We start from the raw sequence: 18438 nt of genomic DNA on the forward strand, positions 1-18438 counted from the left end.
ATACCTCGCGTATATAGCCGACCCGGCAGTGGAACGGGCGACCGCACGACGCACACTTGACGTCATGGAGAACGAGCTCGCGATTTCCGTGCGAGGGCTGCGTAAGGCGTACGGCGACAACGTCGCCGTCGCCTCGGTGGACCTGGACGTCCGCCGGGGCGAGGTGTTCGCCCTGCTCGGCCCGAACGGCGCCGGCAAGACCACCACGGTCGAGATCCTGGAGGGCTACCGGCAGCGCGACGCCGGCGAGGTACGCGTCCTCGGCGCCGACCCCGCCCACCCCGACGCCGGCTGGCGTTCCCGGGTCGGCATCGTGCTCCAGGGCACCGGCGAGTTCGACGAGCTCAGCGTCATCGAGGTGGTCCGCCACTTCTCCGGCTTCTACCCGGAGGCCGACGACCCGGACAAGGTGGTCGAGCGGGTCGGGCTGGGCGCCAAGGCGAAGGCGCGCACGCACACGCTCTCCGGCGGGCAGAAGCGCCGCCTGGACGTGGCGCTGGGCATCATCGGCCGCCCCGAGCTGCTCTTCCTCGACGAGCCGACCACCGGCTTCGACCCGGAGGCCCGGCGCGAGTTCTGGGAGCTGATCCGGGACCTGTCCGCCGCCGGCACCACGATCGTGCTCACCACCCACTACCTGGACGAGGCCGAGGCGCTCGCCGACCGGGTCGGCGTGATCGCCGCCGGGCGGGTGATCGAGGTCGCGCCGCCGAACGCGCTGGGCAACCGGCAGGAGTCGCTGGCGACCGTCTCCTGGCGTACCCCGGACGGGACGCCGGCCTCGGCGGAGACCGCGACGCCGACGGCGCTGGTGGCCGACCTGGCCGCGCGCTTCGGCGGCGAGGTACCCGGCCTCACCGTGACCCGGCCGACCCTGGAAGACGTCTACCTGCGGATGATCGGACACTCATGACCACCACGACGAAGCACGCGGCCCCGGTCACCGCCGCGACCGCCGCCCGGCGGCCCGGCGCGGGCGCGCTGGCGCTGCGTCAGGGGCGGCTGGAGATCACCCAGTTCCTGCGCAGCCGGGAGTCCGTCGTGTTCACGATGGGCTTCCCGATCATCATGATCCTGATCTTCGCGGCGATCTTCAGCGACGAGATCGCGCCCGGGGTCAGCTACACGCAGTACTTCATCACCGGCATGATCGCGACCGGCCTGATGACGGTCAGCTTCCAGAACCTCGGCATCTGGATCCCGATCGAGCGGGACCGCGGCGTGCTCAAGCGCTACCGCGGCACGCCGATGCCGAAGTGGGTCTGGTTCGCCGGCAAGGTGATCATGGTGGTGGTCATCGGCATCGCGGAGACCGTGCTGCTGCTCGCCGTCTCGGTGGCGATGTTCGACCTGGACCTGCCGCAGACCACCGCCAAGTGGCTGACGTTCGCCTGGGTCTCCGTGCTCGGCGTCACCGCCTGCACGCTGTGCGGCATCGCGATCTCGTCGCTGGCCCGTACCGCGCGCAGCGGCTCGGCGGTGGTCACCCCGGTCGCGCTGGTGCTCCAGTTCATCTCCGGCGTGTTCTTCGTCTTCACCAGCCTGCCCACGTGGATGCAGCAGGTCGCGGCGATCTTCCCGCTCAAGTGGATGTGCCAGGGGCTGCGCTCGGTCTTCCTGCCGGACAGCTTCGGCGCCCGGGAGCCGGGCGGCTCGTTCGAGCTGGGCACCGTCGCGCTGGTGCTGGGCGCCTGGTGCGTCATCGGCCTGGTGCTGTGCCTGACCACGTTCCGCTGGACCACCAAGCGCGACGGCTGACCACCGCTCATCCGCCGTCGACGAGCGCCGCACCCAGCGGCGTACGCCAGTAGAGCACCTCGCGCCCGGACCGCCGCTTCGCGACCGCGCCCGCGTCGAGCAGCACCCGCAGGTGGTCGCTGACCGTGCCCAGGGACAGCCCGGTCACCACCACGAGCTGCGAGGTGCTCAGCGGCGCGTCCAGCCGGGCCAGGATCTCGGCCCGGTTCGCGCCGATCAGCCGGGCCAGGCCGTCCGGTGCCGGTGAGGTCGGATCGACCAGGATCCCGCGCGCCGGATAGACCATCCCGAACCGGGCCGGCGCGTCCCAGACCACCCAGCCGCGGCGGCAGTGAGCCGGCACGAACACCAGCTGTTCCGCCGCGTGCAGCGACAGCGGCGGCTCCGGGTAGTCGTTCACCTGGAGGCGGCCGTCGCCCAGCCACCGCACGTTGCGGTTGATGTCCACGATTGCCCCGGCCAGGCCGCGCATGCTCAGGGCGGCGGTACGGGCCACGATGTCCGCGCGCAGCCGGCGTTCCCGCTCCGGCCACTCCGGCGCGACTGTGTGCGCCCAGATCCAGTCGAGCAGTTCCACGACCTGCCCGGTGAGCCCGTCCGCCAGCAGTTCGGCCGCCAGCGGGCCCGGCCGGGTGGCACGCAGGTCGGCCCGGATCCGCTCGTCGGACAACCGCTCGATCGCCGCCAGTTCCCCGGCGAACGTCGGGTCCGCCGAGGCGGGCGCGATGGTGAGGAAGTCCGCCACCCACCGAAGGCCGAACGACGCCTCCACCAGCGCCCGGACCACCGGCCGGGCAGCCAGCATCTCCCGGAACGCGTCGACGTGCGGCCGTCGCCAGGCCTGCTCCCAGGGGACCTTCGGATGACGCAGCGCCTTCAGCGCGCCGACGGTCTCGGCCATCGGCGACACCGTGAAACGACTCCGCGCGACCAGGTCGGACGGCACCTGCCAGACGCCCACGTTTCGCCTCCAGACGTAAGTCTAGGGATTCCGCCGACGACCAGCCGACCATGCCCGGGTGAGAACGTACGCAGAACTGTTCGCGGTCCGGGAGTTCCGCAACCTGTTCCTGGCCAACTGCGCCGGGATCGCCGCCCACACCACGTCGGCGCTGGCCCTGGGCGCGCTGACCTACGCGTCGACCGGCTCGGCGCTGCTCACCGCGCTGAGCATGTTCGGGGCGCCGCTGGCCGGAGTCCTCGGCAGCCTGACGCTGCTGTCCGCCGCGGACAGCGTGCCGCCGCGCCGGGCGATGGCCTTCGCCGCCCTGCTCGCCACCGCCGGCGCGGCACTCCAGGCGGTGCCCGGGCTGCCGCTGTGGGCCCGCTTCGCGATCATCTTCGCCAACGCGTACGTGGGCTCGGTCGCCGCCGGCGCCAAGTGGGCGCTGCTCACCGACATCGTGCCGGTGAACGCCTACGTGCTGGCCCGGGCCACGATGAACACGAGCGTCGGCGTCATGCAGATCGCCGGGTTCGGGCTGGCCGGCGTCCTGCTCGTGTGGCTGAGCCCGTACCAGGTGTTCCTGCTGGCGCTGGTCCTGCGGGCGGTGTCCGCCGCGGTGGGATGGTTCGGGCTCACCGAGCGTCCGGCCCGGACCAGCGAGCGGGTGACGGTCGCCCGCACGCTGCGCGTGAACCGGGCGCTGTGGGCCGACCCCGGCCGCCGGTCGCTCCTGCTCAACCTCTGGGTACCGGGCGGCCTGATCGTCGGCTGCGAGGCGCTGTTCGTCCCGTACGCCGCCGACCGCGCCGGCTTCCTGCTCGCCGCCGCCGCGCTCGGCATGCTGGCCGGGGACGTGGTGGTGGGGCGGTTCCTGTCCCCCGCCCTCCGCGAGAAGTGGATCCACCCGCTGCGGGTGCTGCTCCCCCTGCCGTACCTGCTGATCCTGCTGTCGCCGCCTCTGCCGGTGGCCATGGCCGTCGCGCTCGTCGCGTCCGTCGGCTACGCCTGCACCCTGCCGATGCAGGAACGGCTGATCGCCCACTCGCCGCCCGAGGCCCGGGGCCAGGTGCTCGGCCTGCACGGCAACGGGATGCTCGCCGCGCAGGCGGTGTGCGCCGCGCTCGCCGGGGCGCTCGCCGACCTGGTCACGCCGTCGCGCGCGGTCGCGCTGCTCGCCGCCGTGGCGCTGGCCGTCACCGTCGCGCTCACCCCCGGCCTGCGCCGGACCGCGCCGGGCGCCGGGGAGCCGGACAGCAGACCCGCGACGGCAGTCCCGGCGCCGTGAAGGAGATGCGGCGCGGCTCCCCGCGACGCGTACCGGATGGCACACTCGCCGGCATGGCACACACGCTGACCCGGCGGACGGTGCTCACCGCCGCCGCCGGGATCGCCGGGGTCGGCCTGGTCGGCGGCCTGGCCGCCCGGCAACTGGCCGGCCCCCGCCCGGGACCGGCCCCGGACCTGCCGGACGCCCCGCCCGGCGACGAGCGGCTGATCCGCATCGCGTCCGCCGCGCGCGGCCGCGAGGTGGACTTCTGGACGGCCGTGCCCGACGGGTACGGCGACGGCCGCGGCCTGCCCGTCTGCCTGGTGCTGCACGGCGCGTCGGCCACCCCGCGCGACTACGGCCGGTTCGGGCTGGCCCGCTTCCTCACCGACGCGGTACGCCGGGGCGCCCCGCCGTTCGCGCTCGCGGGCGCCACCGGCGGGCGGCTGTCGTGGCGCGCCTCGGGCGACGACGACCCGCAGCGGATGGTGCGCGAGGAGGTGCCCACCTGGTGCGCCCGGCGCGGTTTCGACAGCAGCCGGCTGGCCGTGTGGGGCTGGTCGATGGGCGGCTTCGGCGCGTTGCTGCTCGCCCAGACGTACCCGAAGTGGCTGCGGATGGCGGCGGCCTTCTCCCCCGCGGTGAGCCCCGGCGACGCGGTCTTCACCGGCGTGGAGAAGCTGCGCGGCACCCCGGTCGGGCTCTGGTGCGGGCGGCAGGACAACTTCCTCAAGGATGTCCGCGCGCTGGCCCGGGTGCTGCCCGAGGAGCCGGTACGCGCCGCCTGGGCCGACGGGCGGCACAACTTCGGCTACTGGGGGACAGTCATCCCGGACGCGTTCGCGCTGATCGGCGCCGCGCTCAGCCCACCCCGGACGTGAACCGCCCCCGGCCGCGCGGGCCGGGGGCGGGACGGGCCGGTCAGTACGAGTAGAAGCCCTGGCCGGTCTTGCGGCCCAGGTCGCCGGCGGTGGCCATGCGCTGGAGCAGCTCCGGCGGGAAGAACTTCTCGTCGGCGGTGTCGGTGTAGATGTTGCGGGTGGCGTTGAGCAGCACGTCCACGCCGGTCAGGTCGACGGTGGCGAGCGGGCCCATGGCGTGGCCGAAGCCCAGCTTGCAGGCGGTGTCCAGGTCCTCGGCGGAGATCACGCCGGACTCGACGAGCTTGACCGCCTCCATCGCCAGCGCGCAGATCAGCCGGGTGGTGACGAAACCGGCGATGTCCCGGTTGACCACCACCACGGTCTTGCCGATTCCCTCGGCGAACGACTTGACGGTGTCCATGGTCGCGTCGCTGGTCTTGTAGCCGCGTACCAGCTCGCAGAGCTTCATCATCGGCACCGGCGAGAAGAAGTGCGTGCCGACGACCGACTCCGGGCGCTCGGTGGCGGTGGCGATCTGGGTCACCGGGATGGCCGACGTGTTGGTGGCGAGCACCGCGTCCGCCTTGCAGATCTTGTCGAGCGCGCGGAACACCTCGTGCTTGATCTCGATCTTCTCGAAGACCGCCTCGACCACGATGTCCGCGTCGGCGGCGGCCTCCAGCTCGGTGGTCGGGGTGATCCGGGCCAGCGTCGCCTCGACCTCGGACGCCTCGATCTTGCCCTTCTCGGCGAACTTCGTCAGCGACTTCCGGATGCCGTCCACACCGCGCTTCGTGGCCGCGTCGTCGATGTCGCGCAGCGTCACCTGCCAGCCCGCCTGCGCCGCCACCTGGGCGATGCCCGAGCCCATCAGCCCGGCACCGACGACCGCGAGTCGACCCGCCATCTGCTTCTCCCTCGCCGTGTTCTGCAACGTCTGGGAGAACCCTACTTAACGAGGGATAAGCCCCGGCCGTCAGATGGCCAGGTCCGGCTCCTCCGGCGCGGTGCCGCGCTCCACCTCGACGCCGAGCGCCCGCAGGTCCGCCACGAAGTCCGGGTAGCCCCGGTCGACGTGGTGCACGTGCGAGACCTCGGTCAGCCCGTCGGCGCAGAGCCCGGCGATGATCAGCCCGGCGCCGGCCCGGATGTCGGTGGCGCGTACCGGGGCGCCGGACAGCCGCTCCCGGCCGCACACCAGGGCATGGTGGCCGTCGGTACGGATCTCCGCGCCCAGCCGCATCATCTCGTTGGCGAACATGAACCGGCCGTCGAAGATGTTCTCGGTGATCAGCGAGCCGCCCTCGCTCACCGCCGCGAGTCCGATCGCCATCGGCAGCAGGTCGGTGGCGAAGCCCGGGTAGGGCAGTGTGACCACGTCGACCGCCCTCGGGCGGTCGTCCATGCGTACCCGGAAGGCGTCGCCCCGCGTCTCCACCAGGCCGCCGGCCGCGACCAGCTTGTCCAGCGCGACCTCCAGGTACGCCGGGTCCAGGCCGGTCACCGTCACGTCCCCGCGGGTCATCGCGGCGGCGAACGCCCAGGTGCCGGCGACGATCCGGTCCCCCACCGTGGCGTGCCGGACCGGCCGCAGCTCGGGTACACCCACGATGTGCAGCGTCGACGTGCCGGCCCCCTCGATCCGCGCGCCCATCCGGGTCAGCATCGTGCAGATGTCGACGATCTCCGGCTCGCGGGCCGCGTTGTCGATCGTCGTGGCACCCCGGGCCAGCACCGCCGCCATCACCAGGTTCTCGGTCGCGCCCACGCTCGGGAAGTCCAGCACGATGTCGGCGCCGTGCAGCCCGTCCGGCGCCTCGGCGATGACGAAGCCGTGCTCACCGGAGATCTCCGCGCCCATCCGGGCCAGCCCGGCGATGTGCATGTCCAGCCCACGCGAGCCGATGGCGTCGCCGCCTGGGTGGGCCACCCGGACGTAGCCCCGGCGGGCCAGCAGCGGGCCGAGCACGCAGATCGACGCGCGCAGCCGGCGGACCAGGTCGTAGTCGGCCTCCGCACCCGGCCGCTCCGGCACGTCGATGAGCACCGAGCGGGACCGCTCCACACCGCCGTGGGCCACCATCGGGTCGACCGGGTCGTCCGGGCCGAACCGTACGCCGCAGCCGAGCCGCCGCAGCACCTCGCCCATGATCGCGATGTCGGTGATCCGGGGCACGTTGGTGATCAGGCTGCGGCCGGGCGCGAGCAGCGCGGCGGCCATCAGTTTCAGCGCGGAGTTCTTCGCACCCACCACGTGCACGGTGCCGGCGAGCCGGGCATCGCCGCGTACCCGGATGACGTCGACGTCGTTGAGCGCCGGATCTCCCGCGTCACCCGGACCCACCGGACTCGGCCGGGCCGGGATCGTCAGTTCCGGTATCCGTAGGCTGTGCGTCATGGCCGTCCACCTCACGCGCATCTACACCAAGGCCGGCGACGCCGGCATGACCAGGCTGAGCAACAACGAGCAGGTGCCGAAGACCGATCCGCGCATCGCCGCGTACGCGGACGTGGACGAGTGCAACGCCTCGATCGGCGTCGCGCTCGCCCTGGGGCAGCTCTCGGACGAGCTGCGGGCCGTGCTGGAGTCCGTGCAGAACGACATGTTCGACGTCGGTGCGGACCTGGCGACGCCGGTCGAGCCGGACCCGAAGTACCCGCCGCTGCGGGTGACGGAGGAGTACGTCGAGCGCCTCGAGGGCTGGTGCGACGAGTACAACGCGCGCCTGAGCAAGCTCGACTCCTTCATCCTCCCCGGCGGCACCGCGGGCGCGGCACTGCTGCACGTGGCACGGACGACCGCCCGGCGCGCCGAGCGTGCGGCATGGGCGCTGGTCGCACACGACCCCGATCGGACCAGTCCCCTCCCGGCAAAGTATCTCAACCGGCTCTCCGATTTGCTCTTTATCCTCTCAAGAACGGCAAATCCGGACGGCGACGTGCTATGGGTGCCGGGCGGGAAGCGCTGACCATCGGCGGCCTCCATCACGTGGAGGTGTGGGTACCCGACATCGCGGCGGCCAGTCGTTCCTGGGGCTGGCTTCTCGACCACCGGCGCTCACCGGCCGCACCAACGACAGGTGCGCGCCCGGCCTGAACCACCTGGCCTTCCACGCCGGCCCGCCGGCCGCCGTCGAGCGCCTGGTCGCCACCGCCCCGGGGTACGGCTGGACGCTGCTGTTCCCGGACCGGCACCCGCACGCGGGCGGCCCGGACAGCTACGCCGCCTACCTCACCGACGGGCAGGGGTACGAGGTCGAGCTGGTCGCGGAGACGTGAAAAGGCCGGCACCCCTTGGTTCGGGGTGCCGGCCTTCATGTCTCTTACTTGTTCCAGTGCTCGGCGACCAGGTCGGCGGCCTGCTGCTCCCACTGGGCGTAGTGGTCGGGGTAGGCGGAGACCTGGACGGTCTGGGCGGCCTTGGTCAGGGGCATGTCCTGCCAGCCGTCGACCTGCTTCAGACCCTTCAGGAACGCCGTGGTCGAGTACTCGGGGTCGGTGATCTGCTCCACCGTGCCCCAACCGGAGGACGGGCGCTGCTGGAACAGGCCCTGCGAGTCGTGGTCGTTACGGTCACCGAGGTGGCCGAGGTTCTCCAGCTTCGACTCCTGCAACGCGGTGGCGATCGACACGACGGCGGCGCGCTCGTCCATGCCGGCCTTCTTCGTCGCGGCGATGATCGCCTTCACATTCTTGGTCTGCTCGTCGTTCAGGTCGATGCGGGACTGCTCGCCCTGCACACCGTGCGGGATCAGCTTGTCACCCTGCACCGTGACGCTCACCGGCTTGACCGCGTGGGTGGTGTCCGCCGCGTGAGCGGCCACCGGACCGGCGAAGACGCCACCGGTGAAGGCCAGACCAGCAATACCCAGAACGCTCTTCCGCAGAATCGTGTTCATCAGAAATGCTCCATTCGGGGGATCGACGCCCACACCGACGGGGGTCGGCGCGGGTGCGAGCACCGTCAGGCACTCAAGAAAGTCTTCAAGGGGGGATCTCGGCTGCTCACGGGGCACCGGGGGGTGCCTCTGCGCGGCGCCGGAAGCATGTCCAACGACCCGCCACCCGCCACCATTCCCGAGGCGGCGCACGCCACCAGGGCGGCGCGGGGGTTCACGTCGTCGGAACCGTGTTCAACGACCAGCCCGCCGGGACCATTCCCCGCGGCCCACGTCGCCAGAACCGAACTCAACGACCACCAGCCCAAGACTGTTCCCACAGCCAGCGCAGCCCTTAGAAGGGCTCGGCTGGTACTCGGTCGCTCACCCGGATACAACGCCACCCACCCGCCAGCCATTCCACCGTCAGAGTGCCGCCCACCACCCCCGAACCGGACACCCCACCCACACAGGCTCAGGATGCCGACTCCCCCACCTCGAAGCACCCCCGCACCCTCACAGCAACCCGCCCGACCGCGTCGATCATGAGGTTAACGGCGACAAACCGGACGCCAACCGCCGTCAACCTCATGATCGACCCAGCCAGGGCAGGGCAGGGCCGACCCGGAGCCGGGAGCGTGAGCGGGGCCCCGGGGAGGCATCCGCGATCTTGCGGTTCGCGCCCTGCGCGTGCCCTTTTTGCGTGTTTTGTGGGGTGCCTAAGTGCAAGATCGCGGGGCGCTGCGGGAGAGGCTCGGCGATCTTGGAGTTGTGGTGCCTCGCGAAGGTGCGAAGGGGGCATCTGCGGCGCCAGAAGTCCAAGATCGGCGCACAGTCAAAGCGCCCGCCGCGACCCGCGACCCGGGGGCGGGGGCGGGGGCGGGGGCGGGGGCGGGGGTCAGGCGGCGGGCCAGTCCTGGGAGGCCAGACGCGGCGAGACCGCCCCGGGTGGGGCGGCCTCGAGCCAGGACAGGAATCCCGTGACGGTCGAACGCGCCATGGCGATCTCGATCGGCGCGTGGTGGCTGGTACACCGCAGGATCACCCACTCGGCGGGCATCGACATGCGCTCCTGCCCCTCGGGCAGCCGGCGGCGCTCGACCGCCAGCCCCTTGCGCGAGAGCACCCGCTTGGGGCGCAGCGCGAAGCTGAACATGCGGTACCAGCGGAGTTCGTCGCCAACGAACCGGCCGAACCCGGGTGACCAGCCACGACCGTCGAGGATCGTGTTGACCCGGACGCTCAGCCGGATGATGCCACCGCTACGCGTGAACAGGGCCCGCCGGATGAAGAGGATCAGAAGCGCGACGACGACGATCGCGAAGCCGATTCCGATCCCTTCGACGATCTCCATCGGCGGGTCGGCTCAGCGGGCCGGGGTGGCGGGGGTTGCGCTCTCGGCGAGGACCGTGACGCCCTCACCGGTCACCGACAGGAAGCCGCCGGCCACGTCGTACGCGACCTGCTGGCCACCGGCCTGCTTGATGCGTACCTGGCTGGGTTCGGCGAGCTGGCCGAGCAGAGGTGCGTGCCCCGGCAGCACACCGAGCTCACCCTCGGTCGTCCGGGCGACGACCATCTCGGCCTCGCCGGTCCAGACCTTCTCCTCGACGGCTACGAGCTCGACGTGAAGCTGCTGTGCCACGCTGTCTCCTTGCTGCGGCGGCGGATTGCCGAAAGTCTAGTCGCGCCCCCGCAGCCCACCCAACGCGGGTGGTGAGAGCCGGACCACCACGGCCCCGCACCCGCTCAGGCTACTTGGTCTTCTGGACGAAGTCGGGGTGCTCCAGGAGGAAAGCGTCGAGCTGTTCGGTACGCAGGGCGGTGAAGAAGTCCTCCGCCGGTTCGAGCAGTTGCTCACCCCGGTAGTTGCTGCCGGTGCCGATCCCCCCGCCCGGCAGCTTGATGGTCTCGATCGCGTCCGGACGGATGTCCTTCAGGGCCAGCCCGAAGTCCACCACGCTGTTGCCGCGTCCGTTGAACACCAGCGACTTGCCGGCCGCGCGCAGTACCCGGTCCAGCTTGACCGGGTTGGTCACCACGTCGGCGCTGAACGCCTGGCTCGCCATCGCCTTGACGAACTGCTGCTGGTGCCGCTGCCGGCCGTAGTCGCCGTCCGGCACGCCGTTCTTCGGGTAGCGCTGCCGGACGTAGTCCAGCGCCTGCCAGCCCTCCAGGTGGGCGTTGCCCTTCTTGTACACGGCCTGCGGGCCGAGGTAGCCCCCGCCGCCGGGCCGGAGCTGGCGCGGGGTGCCGTCCGGCTGGAGGTGCTCGGAGCGCACCTCCCGCTCGATGTACATGTCGACACCGCCCATGGCGTCGACGATCTTCTTGAACCCGCTGAAGTTGATGATCGCGCCGGCGTCGAAGCGCTTGATGCCGGTGACCTCCTGCACGGTCAGGGCGAGCAGCTCGAAGCCCTGTGCGGTGCTGGGGTTCTGGCCGGGCACGTTGCTGCCGTGCGACATGGCCGCGTTGAGCCGGTCGTTGGCACCCGCGTAGTCGGCCTTGGGGAAGGCCGGGATGTCGACCCGCAGGTCGCGCGGGAGCGAGAAGAGATAGCCGCGGTCCATGGTGGCGGGCACGTGCAGGACCATGATCGAGTCGGCCAGGGGGCGGGCGGTCGACGTGCGGGGGTCCACGCCGACGAGCAGGATGTTGAGCGGGCCCTTGATGTCGCTCTTCTTCTCGTTGGCGCCGGCGGCCTGGTCACCGAAGAGGTCGGCCTTGCCCACCGATCCCTCGTAGCGGGCGACCAGGGCGCGGGAGCCGATCAGCACGGAGCCGCTGAGCACCACCATGACGATGCCCAGGATCGTGCAGACGCGGGCCCACCGGGGCACGCCGCGCCACATGGACCGCTTCCCGCGATCCGCGCCGCCCTTACCGCCCACGAGCATCTCCAATCGTCGCGCCCACGGGTAGGAAGACGGGCGCGGGGGTCCGTTTGGTTGCAGAGATCAACGGCCGGGATGTGAAGTCGTGTCAGGAACGGTACCGCGCGATCCGGCGAACTGCTTGCCGGAGAACCGGGCATCTGGTAGTGCGGTGGCCCGAAAAGGCGAAGGCCGCCCCGGCTCTCGCCGGGACGGCCCTCGTGGGTGTGAGCGGGCTCTCAGCCCTCCTCGCCCATCAGCTCCTTGGCCTTGGCCCGAAGGTCGTCCAGGCCGCCGCACATGAAGAACGCCTGCTCCGGGAAGTGGTCGAACTCCCCCTCGCTGATCCGGCGGAAGGCGTCGATGGTCTCGGCGATCGGGACCGTCGAGCCGGGGACGCCGGTGAACTGCTCCGCCGCGTACGTGTTCTGCGAGAGGAACCGCTCGATCCGGCGGGCGCGGCCGACGGTGAGCTTGTCCTCCTCGGAGAGCTCCTCGATACCGAGGATGGCGATGATGTCCTGCAGGTCCTTGTAGCGCTGCAGGATCCGCTTCACCTCGGTGGCGACGGCGAAGTGCTCCTCGCCGACGAACTCCGGGGCGAGGATCCGGGACGAGGACGCCAGCGGGTCCACGGCCGGGTAGATGCCCTTGTCGGAGATCGACCGCTCCAGGTTGGTGGTCGCGTCGAGGTGGGCGAACGTGGTGGCCGGCGCCGGGTCGGTGTAGTCGTCGGCGGGCACGTAGATCGCCTGCATCGAGGTGATGGCCTGGCCCCGGACGGAGGTGATCCGCTCCTGGAGCTCGCCCATCTCGTCTGCCAGGGTCGGCTGGTAACCCACGGCGCTCGGCATACGGCCGAGCAGCGTGGAGACCTCGGAACCGGCCTGGGTGAAGCGGAAGATGTTGTCGATGAAGAGCAGCACCTCCTGCTTCTTCACGTCACGGAAGTACTCCGCCATGGTCAGCGCGGACAGCGCGACCCGCAGGCGGGTGCCCGGCGGCTCGTCCATCTGGCCGTAGACCAGCGCGGTCTTGTCGATGACGCCCGACTCGGTCATCTCGGCGATGAGGTCGTTGCCCTCGCGGGTGCGCTCACCCACGCCGGCGAAGACCGAGGTACCGCCGAAGTTCCGGGCCACACGGGTGATCATCTCCTGGATGAGCACCGTCTTGCCCACGCCGGCACCGCCGAACAGGCCGATCTTGCCGCCCTTGACGTACGGGGCGAGCAGGTCGATGACCTTGATGCCGGTCTCCAGCATCTCGGTCTTCGGCTCCAGGTCGGCGAAGGCCGGGGCCTTGCGGTGGATGCCCCACCGGTCGTCGGCCTGGATGGTCTCGCCCTCGGTGAGGTTGAGGCACTCGCCGATCGCGTTGAACACGTGGCCCTTGACCGCGTCGCCAACCGGCACGCTGATCGGCGCGCCCGTGTCGCGCACCTCGGTGCCGCGAACCAGGCCGTCGGTCGGCTGCATCGAGATGGCGCGGACCAGGTTGTCACCCAGGTGCTGGGCGACCTCCAGGGTCAGCGTCTTCTCGCCGCCGGAGAGCGTCACGTTGACGTGCAGGGCGTTGAACAGCTCCGGCATGGCGTCGCGCGGGAACTCGGCGTCGACGACCGGGCCGATGACCCGGACCACGCGACCCGTGGCCGTCTTGGTCTCAACTGCGGTTACAGTCATCACACTTCACTTCCCGACGCGGCCAGCGCGTTCGCGCCGCCGACGATCTCACTGATCTCCTGGGTGATGCCGGCCTGACGGGCCGAGTTCATCTCACGCGTGTACTTCTCGATCATCTCTTCGGCGTTGTCGGTGGCGCTCTTCATCGCCCGCCGACGGGCGGCCGACTCACTGGCCGCCGACTCCAGCAACGCCGCGAAGATCCGCGTGTTGATGTACTTCGGCAGCAGGGCGTCGAGCAGCGACTCCGGCTCCGGCTCGAACTCGTACGCCGGCAGCAGGCCCTCGGACCGAGGCCGGTCCTCGACCTGCATCGGACCGACGATCCGGGTCACCGGGTTCTGCGTCATCAGGGACTTGAACTCGGTGTAGACGATGTGCAGTTCGTCCACGCCGAGGATCCCGTCGGCGCCGGCGTCGTTGTCCGTGTCGTCCGCGCCCGCGGTGAACGCCTTGATCAGCGTCTCACCGACCTCGCGGGCGTCCTCGAACGTCGGCTGCTCGGAGAAGCCCGTCCAGCTGGCGGCGATCTGCCGGTTGCGGAACCGGTAGAACGCCACGCCCTTGCGGCCGATGACGTAGAGCACGGGCTCCTTGCCGTCGGCGCGCAGACGGGCGATCAGCGACTCGGCGGTCCGGATCGCGTTCGAGCTGTAACCGCCGGCCAGGCCCCGGTCGGCGGTGACCAGCAGGACGCCCGCCCGCCGCACCCGCTCGCGCGGGGTGAGCAGCGGGTGGTCGATCCGCGCGTTCGAGGCCAGCGCCGTCAGCACGCCGGTGATCGCCTCGGCGTACGGCAGCGAGGCCGCCACCTTGGCCTGGGCCTTGGCGATGCGGCTCGTCGCGACGAGCTCCATCGCCTTGGTGATCTTCTTCATCCCCTTGGCGGAACGGATCCGCTGCCGGAGAACGCGTACCTGGGCGGCCATCGGATCAGCTCTCGGCCGGGCGGTCGGTGCTGCCGTCGCGGAAGCGGGTCACCGTCTCGCGGGTCTCCTCGCCCTCCAGCGGCTTGGCCGGCGCGTCGTTGACCCGGACCTCGTCCTCCTTGCCCAGGAAGACCTGCTTGAACTCGGCGATCGCGGAGTCGAGCGAGGAGATGATGTCGTCGTCCCACTTGTTGTCCGCGATCCCGGCCAGGACGCCCTCGTGCTTGTGCCGGAGGTACTGGAGGAACTCGGACTCGAAACGGCGGACCTCGCCGACCGGGACGTCGTCGAGCTTGCCCTCGGTGCCGGCCCAGACGGAGACGACCTGCTCCTGCACCGGGTACGGCGAGTAGTTCGGCTGCTTGAGCAGCTCGACCAGGCGGGAACCGCGGTCCAGCTGTGCCCGGGAGGCCCGGTCCAGGTCGGAGGCGAAGGCGGCGAACGCCTCCAGCTCGCGGAACTGGGCCAGGTTCAGCCGCAGCGAGCCGGCGACCTTCTTCATCGGCTTCACCTGCGCGGCGCCACCGACCCGGGAGACCGAGGTGCCGACGTTGATGGCCGGCCGGACGCCCTGGTTGAACAGGTCGGTCTCCAGGAAGATCTGGCCGTCGGTGATGGAGATGACGTTGGTCGGGATGAACGCCGAGATGTCGTTCGCCTTGGTCTCGATGATCGGCAGACCGGTCATCGAGCCGCCGCCCAGCTCGTCGGAGAGCTTGGCGCAGCGCTCCAGCAGACGCGAGTGCAGGTAGAAGACGTCACCCGGGTAGGCCTCACGGCCCGGCGGGCGGCGCAGCAGCAGCGACACGGCGCGGTACGCCTCGGCCTGCTTGCTCAGGTCGTCGAAGACGATCAGGACGTGCTTGCCGCCGTACATCCAGTGCTGTCCGATGGACGAGCCGGTGTAGGGGGCGAGGTACTTGAAGCCGGCCGGGTCGGAGGCCGGCGAGGCGACGATGGTGGTGTACTCCATCGCGCCCGCCTCCTCCAGCGTCCCCTTGATGGAGGCGATGGTGGAGGCCTTCTGGCCGATCGCGACGTAGATGCAGCGGACCTGCTTCTTCGGGTCGCCGGAGCGCCAGTTCTCGCGCTGGTTGAGGATGGTGTCCAGGGCGACAGTGGTCTTGCCGGTCTTGCGGTCACCGATGATCAGCTGGCGCTGGCCGCGGCCGATCGGGGTCATCGCGTCGACGGCCTTGATGCCGGTCTGGAGCGGCTCGTCGACCGACTTGCGGGACATCACGTTCGGGGCCTGGAGCTCCAGCTCGCGGAAGCCCTCGTTGGCGATGTCGCCGAGGCCGTCGATCGGCTCGCCCAGCGCGTTCACCACGCGGCCGAGGAACGCGTCGCCGACCGGCACGGAGAGCACCCGGCCGGTGCGCTTGACGCGCTGACCCTCTTCGATCCCGCCGAAGTCACCGAGGACGACGACACCGATCTCCCGGACGTCGAGGTTCAGCGCCACGCCGAGCGTGCCGTCCTCGAACTCCAGGAGCTCGTTGGTCATGGTCGAGGGGAGACCCTCGACGTGGGCGATGCCGTCACCGGCGTCGGCGACGGTGCCGACCTCCTCGCGGGAGACGTCGGCCGTGTAGGAGGAGACGTAGCGCTCCAGGGCGCCGCGGATCTCCTCCGTCGAGATGGTCAGCTCGGCCATCCTCTGCTTCCTTAAGTATCAGGGGCCCGGGATACCTAGTACCGACCGGTCCGATGGCGTCGAATCAGGGCTGCTAAGACGCTGGTCAGCGCTTCGCGAGCGCGTTGCGGGTCTCGTTGAGGCGGCGCAGGACGGTCCCGTCGTACAGGTCGGATCCGACCCGTACGCGCACTCCGCCGAGCACGTCGGGGTCGACCGTCTGCTTGACGGACACCTCCCGACCGTACATCTGGGAGAGGCGGGCGCCGAGGCGTCGCTCCTCCTCGTCGTTCAGCGGAGCCGCCACTGTCACGTACGCGACCTGACGGTCCCGCCGGTCGGCGGCCAGCTCGACCAGCCGGGTGAGCGCGCCGGTGAAGGAGCGTCCCCCGAAGCCGGCGAGCGCGGCCTCGACGAGGCGGACGGTGACCGGCCGGGCCTTGCCGGCGAGCAGCTGCCGGGCCAGTTCGGCCCGCCGCTCGACGGTGGCCATCGGGTCGGAGAGCGTGTTGGACAGCTCGCCGGAGCCCGAGACGACCTGCCCGAAGCGGAACAGCTCGTCCTCGACCTCGCCCAGCTCGCCGGTCGAGTCGGCGCTCGCCAGGAGCGCCTCCACGCCGAGCCGCTCGACGCCGTCGAGCAGCTCCGACGGGGCCGACCAGCGACCGGAGACCAGCGTGGTCAGCAGGTCGAGCGCGTCCGCGCCGACCTTGCCGCCCAGGATCCCGGTGAGCAGAGCGGCGCGGTCCTCACCCGAACGCGCCGGGTCGGACAGCGCCCGGCGCAGCCGCGGCTCGCGCCGCAGCAGGGCGGCGACGGAGAGGATGTCGTCGGCGGTGGAGGCCACCGCCGACGGCTCCGCGCCGCGGGCGTACGCGTCGAGGCGCTCGGCCCCGGCGGAGTACGACTCCCGGCTGGCGGCCTGCATCAGCGGGCCCCCGTGCTCTCGAGACCGCTCAGGAACCGGTCGACGGTGCCCTTGCGGCGCGCCTCGTCGGCCAGCGACTCACCGACGATCTTGCTCGCCAGGTCCACCGCGATGGTGCCGACCTCGGTGCGCAGCTCGCGCACGATGGTGGCCCGCTCCGCGGCGAGCTGCTCCTTGCCGGCGGCGATGATCCGGTCGGACTCCTCGCGCGCCTTGGCGAGGATGTCCTGGCGGATGCCCTCGGCGTCGGCCCGGGCGTCGTCGCGGATCTTGGCGGCGTCGGTACGCGCCTCCGCGAGCTGGGCCCGGTACTGCTCGAGCAGCTGGTTCGCCTCGGCCTGCGCGGCCTCGGCGCGCTTGATGCCGCCCTCGATCGCGTCCACCCGGGCCTGGAACGTCTGCTCCATGCGCGGGAAGACGAACTTCATCAGCACGAAGCAGAGGACACCGAAGGCGACCAGCCCGACCACGATCTCCTGCCAGACAGGAAGGATCGGGTTGTGGGTCGTCTCACCACCCTCAGCGGCGAGGAAGTACATGGGAAAACCTCCCGGTCAAAGGGGCTGGTTCAGCCGGCCCAGATGAAGCCGAAGGCGATGCCCAGCAGCGCCAGCGCCTCGATGACGGCGAAGCCGATCCAGACGTACGGAAGGGTCATCCGGGACGACTCCGGCTGGCGGGCGGTCGACTGGATGTAGGCCGAGAAGACCAGGCCCACGCCGATGCCCGGGCCGATGGCCGCGAGACCGTAGCCGATGGCGGCGGTGCTGCCCTCTACCGCGGCGTAGATGTCCATTGGTTGGTTCCTCCTGGTTATCACGCGTGACGGTCACGCGGGACGACAACGGTTGGTGCGAAAGATCGGATCAGTGCTCGTCGGCGAGGGCGCCCTGCACGTAGCTGGCGGTCAGCACCGTGAAGACGTACGCCTGCAGACAGATCACCAGGAACTCGAGGAAGGTCAGCGCGATCGTCATCACCCAGGACAGCACCGAGACCGGTGCCAGCCAGACGTTGGCGCTGAGCATGGCGAACCCGCCGAGCGTGAAGACCAGCAGGAGCATGTGGCCGGCGAACATGTTCGCGAAGAGACGGACGGCCAGCGAGAACGGCCGGACCAGGAACGTCGAGAAGAACTCGATCGGGATCAGCAGCGGCAGGATGTACCAGGGCGCCGGCGGAACCAGAGAGGCCTTGACGTACTTCACGAAGCCGTGGTGCCGGATGCCGACCCAGATGAACATCACGTAGCTGATCACGGCGAGGATGGCCGGGAACGCGATGTGCGAGTTCGGCGAGATCTGGAAGAACGGCACGATGGCGAAGAAGTTCGTCAGCAGGATGAAGCAGAAGAGCGTGGTGAAGTACGGCGCGAACCGCACTCCCGCGTGCCCGATCATGTCCACCGCGATGTTGTTGCGCACGAAGCCGTAGATCGACTCGGCGAACCACTGCTTCTTGGTGGGGACGAGCTGCGGCTTCCGGTACGTGGCCAGGAAGAAGATGATCAAGATACCGACGGCGATCCACACCATCGCCGTGATCTTGGTGAACCAGTACGAGTTCTCCGCACCCCAGGGCAGGATGCTGGGCAGGTAGAAGTCCCCCACACTGGGTGGGAATTCCGCCTGGCCCTGAGCCAGGACGTTCGCCTGTCCGAACACCGCGTCCC

Annotated in this window: 19 protein-coding genes and 1 pseudogene; 6 read left to right on the forward strand and 14 right to left on the reverse strand. The window is 70.6% G+C overall.

Features of this window, described 5'->3' with window-relative positions:
• Window positions 1–64: 64 nt before the first annotated feature.
• Both ACN27D_RS08010 and ACN27D_RS08015 read left to right on the forward strand, forming a co-directional pair.
• Complete coding sequence (locus ACN27D_RS08010) at window positions 65–913, forward strand: ABC transporter ATP-binding protein (RefSeq protein ID WP_120573394.1); 849 nt, start codon at window positions 65–67, stop codon at window positions 911–913.
• Window positions 910–1758: an ABC transporter permease gene (locus tag ACN27D_RS08015; protein WP_121685142.1), complete on the forward strand. Its 849-nt coding sequence runs from the start codon at window positions 910–912 to the stop codon at window positions 1756–1758. Before ACN27D_RS08010 ends, ACN27D_RS08015 begins: the two co-directional genes overlap by 4 nt.
• Before the next feature lie 7 nt (window positions 1759–1765).
• Here the strand turns inward: ACN27D_RS08015 and ACN27D_RS08020 are convergent, their stop codons facing one another.
• Entirely contained in the window at window positions 1766–2719 is a 954-nt protein-coding gene (locus tag ACN27D_RS08020; protein ID WP_121685141.1) for an ArsR/SmtB family transcription factor, read from the reverse strand.
• Between the two features lie 58 nt (window positions 2720–2777).
• Here ACN27D_RS08020 and ACN27D_RS08025 point away from each other — a divergent pair, with 58 nt between their 5' ends.
• Both ACN27D_RS08025 and ACN27D_RS08030 read left to right on the forward strand, forming a co-directional pair.
• Entirely contained in the window at window positions 2778–3989 is a 1212-nt protein-coding gene (locus ACN27D_RS08025; protein ID WP_357896784.1) for an MFS transporter, read from the forward strand.
• Between the two features lie 53 nt (window positions 3990–4042).
• Window positions 4043–4852, forward strand: coding sequence for an alpha/beta hydrolase (locus ACN27D_RS08030; RefSeq protein WP_121685140.1), 810 nt, complete (start codon window positions 4043–4045; stop codon window positions 4850–4852).
• A gap of 40 nt (window positions 4853–4892) precedes the next feature.
• Here ACN27D_RS08030 and ACN27D_RS08035 read toward each other — a convergent pair whose 3' ends face one another.
• Both ACN27D_RS08035 and murA read right to left on the reverse strand, forming a co-directional pair.
• Window positions 4893–5741 carry a 3-hydroxyacyl-CoA dehydrogenase family protein gene (locus ACN27D_RS08035; protein WP_120573389.1) on the reverse strand — a complete coding sequence of 283 codons (849 nt, stop codon included), beginning with the start codon at window positions 5739–5741 and terminating at the stop codon, window positions 4893–4895.
• A gap of 69 nt (window positions 5742–5810) precedes the next feature.
• The gene (murA, locus tag ACN27D_RS08040) at window positions 5811–7232 is read right to left on the reverse strand and encodes a UDP-N-acetylglucosamine 1-carboxyvinyltransferase (protein WP_121685139.1); all 1422 of its coding nucleotides are present in this window, start codon (window positions 7230–7232) and stop codon (window positions 5811–5813) included.
• Between murA and ACN27D_RS08045 the strand changes: the two genes are divergently transcribed.
• Together ACN27D_RS08045 and ACN27D_RS08050 are read left to right on the forward strand one after the other, a co-directional pair.
• Complete coding sequence (locus ACN27D_RS08045) at window positions 7231–7803, forward strand: cob(I)yrinic acid a,c-diamide adenosyltransferase (protein ID WP_013475364.1); 573 nt, start codon at window positions 7231–7233, stop codon at window positions 7801–7803. The two genes, murA and ACN27D_RS08045, sit on opposite strands and share 2 nt — an antisense overlap.
• A pseudogene (locus ACN27D_RS08050) lies at window positions 7779–8113 on the forward strand (glyoxalase). The gene ACN27D_RS08045 and the pseudogene ACN27D_RS08050 overlap by 25 nt, the downstream one beginning before the upstream one ends.
• A 44-nt stretch (window positions 8114–8157) precedes the next feature.
• Here ACN27D_RS08050 and ACN27D_RS08055 read toward each other — a convergent pair.
• The 11 genes from ACN27D_RS08055 to atpB all read right to left on the reverse strand — a co-directional run bounded on the left by ACN27D_RS08055 (window position 8158) and on the right by atpB (window position 18430).
• Complete coding sequence (locus tag ACN27D_RS08055) at window positions 8158–8733, reverse strand: hypothetical protein (RefSeq protein ID WP_421498850.1); 576 nt, start codon at window positions 8731–8733, stop codon at window positions 8158–8160.
• A gap of 877 nt (window positions 8734–9610) precedes the next feature.
• The gene (locus ACN27D_RS08060; protein ID WP_121684028.1) at window positions 9611–10066 is read right to left on the reverse strand and encodes a DUF2550 domain-containing protein; all 456 of its coding nucleotides are present in this window, start codon (window positions 10064–10066) and stop codon (window positions 9611–9613) included.
• Window positions 10067–10078: 12 nt separating this feature from the next.
• Window positions 10079–10357, reverse strand: coding sequence for a F0F1 ATP synthase subunit epsilon (locus tag ACN27D_RS08065; RefSeq protein ID WP_047893558.1), 279 nt, complete (start codon window positions 10355–10357; stop codon window positions 10079–10081).
• Window positions 10358–10466: 109 nt separating this feature from the next.
• The gene (locus tag ACN27D_RS08070; protein WP_120573384.1) at window positions 10467–11612 is read right to left on the reverse strand and encodes an LCP family protein; all 1146 of its coding nucleotides are present in this window, start codon (window positions 11610–11612) and stop codon (window positions 10467–10469) included.
• Between the two features lie 215 nt (window positions 11613–11827).
• A complete protein-coding gene (gene atpD, locus ACN27D_RS08075; protein ID WP_120573383.1) occupies window positions 11828–13273 on the reverse strand; it encodes a F0F1 ATP synthase subunit beta in 1446 nt (481 codons plus the stop codon).
• Window positions 13273–14202, reverse strand: a complete 930-nt coding sequence (locus tag ACN27D_RS08080; RefSeq protein WP_120573382.1) for a F0F1 ATP synthase subunit gamma — start codon at window positions 14200–14202, stop codon at window positions 13273–13275. The genes atpD and ACN27D_RS08080 overlap by 1 nt, the downstream gene beginning before the upstream one ends.
• A gap of 4 nt (window positions 14203–14206) precedes the next feature.
• Window positions 14207–15859, reverse strand: coding sequence for a F0F1 ATP synthase subunit alpha (gene atpA, locus ACN27D_RS08085; protein ID WP_120573381.1), 1653 nt, complete (start codon window positions 15857–15859; stop codon window positions 14207–14209).
• An 85-nt stretch (window positions 15860–15944) separates the two neighbouring features.
• Window positions 15945–16766, reverse strand: a complete 822-nt coding sequence (locus ACN27D_RS08090) for a F0F1 ATP synthase subunit delta (RefSeq protein WP_120573380.1) — start codon at window positions 16764–16766, stop codon at window positions 15945–15947.
• Window positions 16766–17305, reverse strand: coding sequence for a F0F1 ATP synthase subunit B (locus ACN27D_RS08095; RefSeq protein WP_121684029.1), 540 nt, complete (start codon window positions 17303–17305; stop codon window positions 16766–16768). The genes ACN27D_RS08090 and ACN27D_RS08095 overlap by 1 nt, the downstream gene beginning before the upstream one ends.
• A 29-nt stretch (window positions 17306–17334) precedes the next feature.
• Entirely contained in the window at window positions 17335–17562 is a 228-nt protein-coding gene (locus ACN27D_RS08100) for an ATP synthase F0 subunit C (protein ID WP_091422600.1), read from the reverse strand.
• Window positions 17563–17632: 70 nt separating this feature from the next.
• Window positions 17633–18430: a F0F1 ATP synthase subunit A gene (gene atpB, locus ACN27D_RS08105; RefSeq protein ID WP_121684030.1), complete on the reverse strand. Its 798-nt coding sequence runs from the start codon at window positions 18428–18430 to the stop codon at window positions 17633–17635.
• Window positions 18431–18438 lie beyond the last annotated feature (8 nt).

It is taken from the genome of Micromonospora sp. WMMD1274, assembly GCF_049179035.1.
Classification (GTDB): domain Bacteria; phylum Actinomycetota; class Actinomycetes; order Mycobacteriales; family Micromonosporaceae; genus Micromonospora; species Micromonospora tulbaghiae.

What these genes read in the sequence shown, in the direction of transcription:
- ACN27D_RS08100 (WP_091422600.1), bottom strand. Translation starts at nt 17,562, where the DNA reads ATGGACATCTACGCCGCGGTAGAGGGCAGCACCGCCGCCATCGGCTAC.
- ACN27D_RS08035 (WP_120573389.1), bottom strand. Translation starts at nt 5,741, where the DNA reads ATGGCGGGTCGACTCGCGGTCGTCGGTGCCGGGCTGATGGGCTCGGGC.
- atpD (WP_120573383.1), bottom strand. Translation starts at nt 13,273, where the DNA reads ATGACTGTAACCGCAGTTGAGACCAAGACGGCCACGGGTCGCGTGGTC.
- ACN27D_RS08045 (WP_013475364.1), top strand. Translation starts at nt 7,231, where the DNA reads ATGGCCGTCCACCTCACGCGCATCTACACCAAGGCCGGCGACGCCGGC.
- ACN27D_RS08055 (WP_421498850.1), bottom strand. Translation starts at nt 8,733, where the DNA reads ATGAACACGATTCTGCGGAAGAGCGTTCTGGGTATTGCTGGTCTGGCC.
- ACN27D_RS08030 (WP_121685140.1), top strand. Translation starts at nt 4,043, where the DNA reads ATGGCACACACGCTGACCCGGCGGACGGTGCTCACCGCCGCCGCCGGG.
- murA (WP_121685139.1), bottom strand. Translation starts at nt 7,232, where the DNA reads ATGACGCACAGCCTACGGATACCGGAACTGACGATCCCGGCCCGGCCG.
- ACN27D_RS08090 (WP_120573380.1), bottom strand. Translation starts at nt 16,766, where the DNA reads ATGCAGGCCGCCAGCCGGGAGTCGTACTCCGCCGGGGCCGAGCGCCTC.
- ACN27D_RS08015 (WP_121685142.1), top strand. Translation starts at nt 910, where the DNA reads ATGACCACCACGACGAAGCACGCGGCCCCGGTCACCGCCGCGACCGCC.
- ACN27D_RS08060 (WP_121684028.1), bottom strand. Translation starts at nt 10,066, where the DNA reads ATGGAGATCGTCGAAGGGATCGGAATCGGCTTCGCGATCGTCGTCGTC.
- ACN27D_RS08080 (WP_120573382.1), bottom strand. Translation starts at nt 14,202, where the DNA reads ATGGCCGCCCAGGTACGCGTTCTCCGGCAGCGGATCCGTTCCGCCAAG.
- ACN27D_RS08095 (WP_121684029.1), bottom strand. Translation starts at nt 17,305, where the DNA reads ATGTACTTCCTCGCCGCTGAGGGTGGTGAGACGACCCACAACCCGATC.
- ACN27D_RS08010 (WP_120573394.1), top strand. Translation starts at nt 65, where the DNA reads ATGGAGAACGAGCTCGCGATTTCCGTGCGAGGGCTGCGTAAGGCGTAC.
- ACN27D_RS08070 (WP_120573384.1), bottom strand. Translation starts at nt 11,612, where the DNA reads ATGCTCGTGGGCGGTAAGGGCGGCGCGGATCGCGGGAAGCGGTCCATG.
- atpA (WP_120573381.1), bottom strand. Translation starts at nt 15,859, where the DNA reads ATGGCCGAGCTGACCATCTCGACGGAGGAGATCCGCGGCGCCCTGGAG.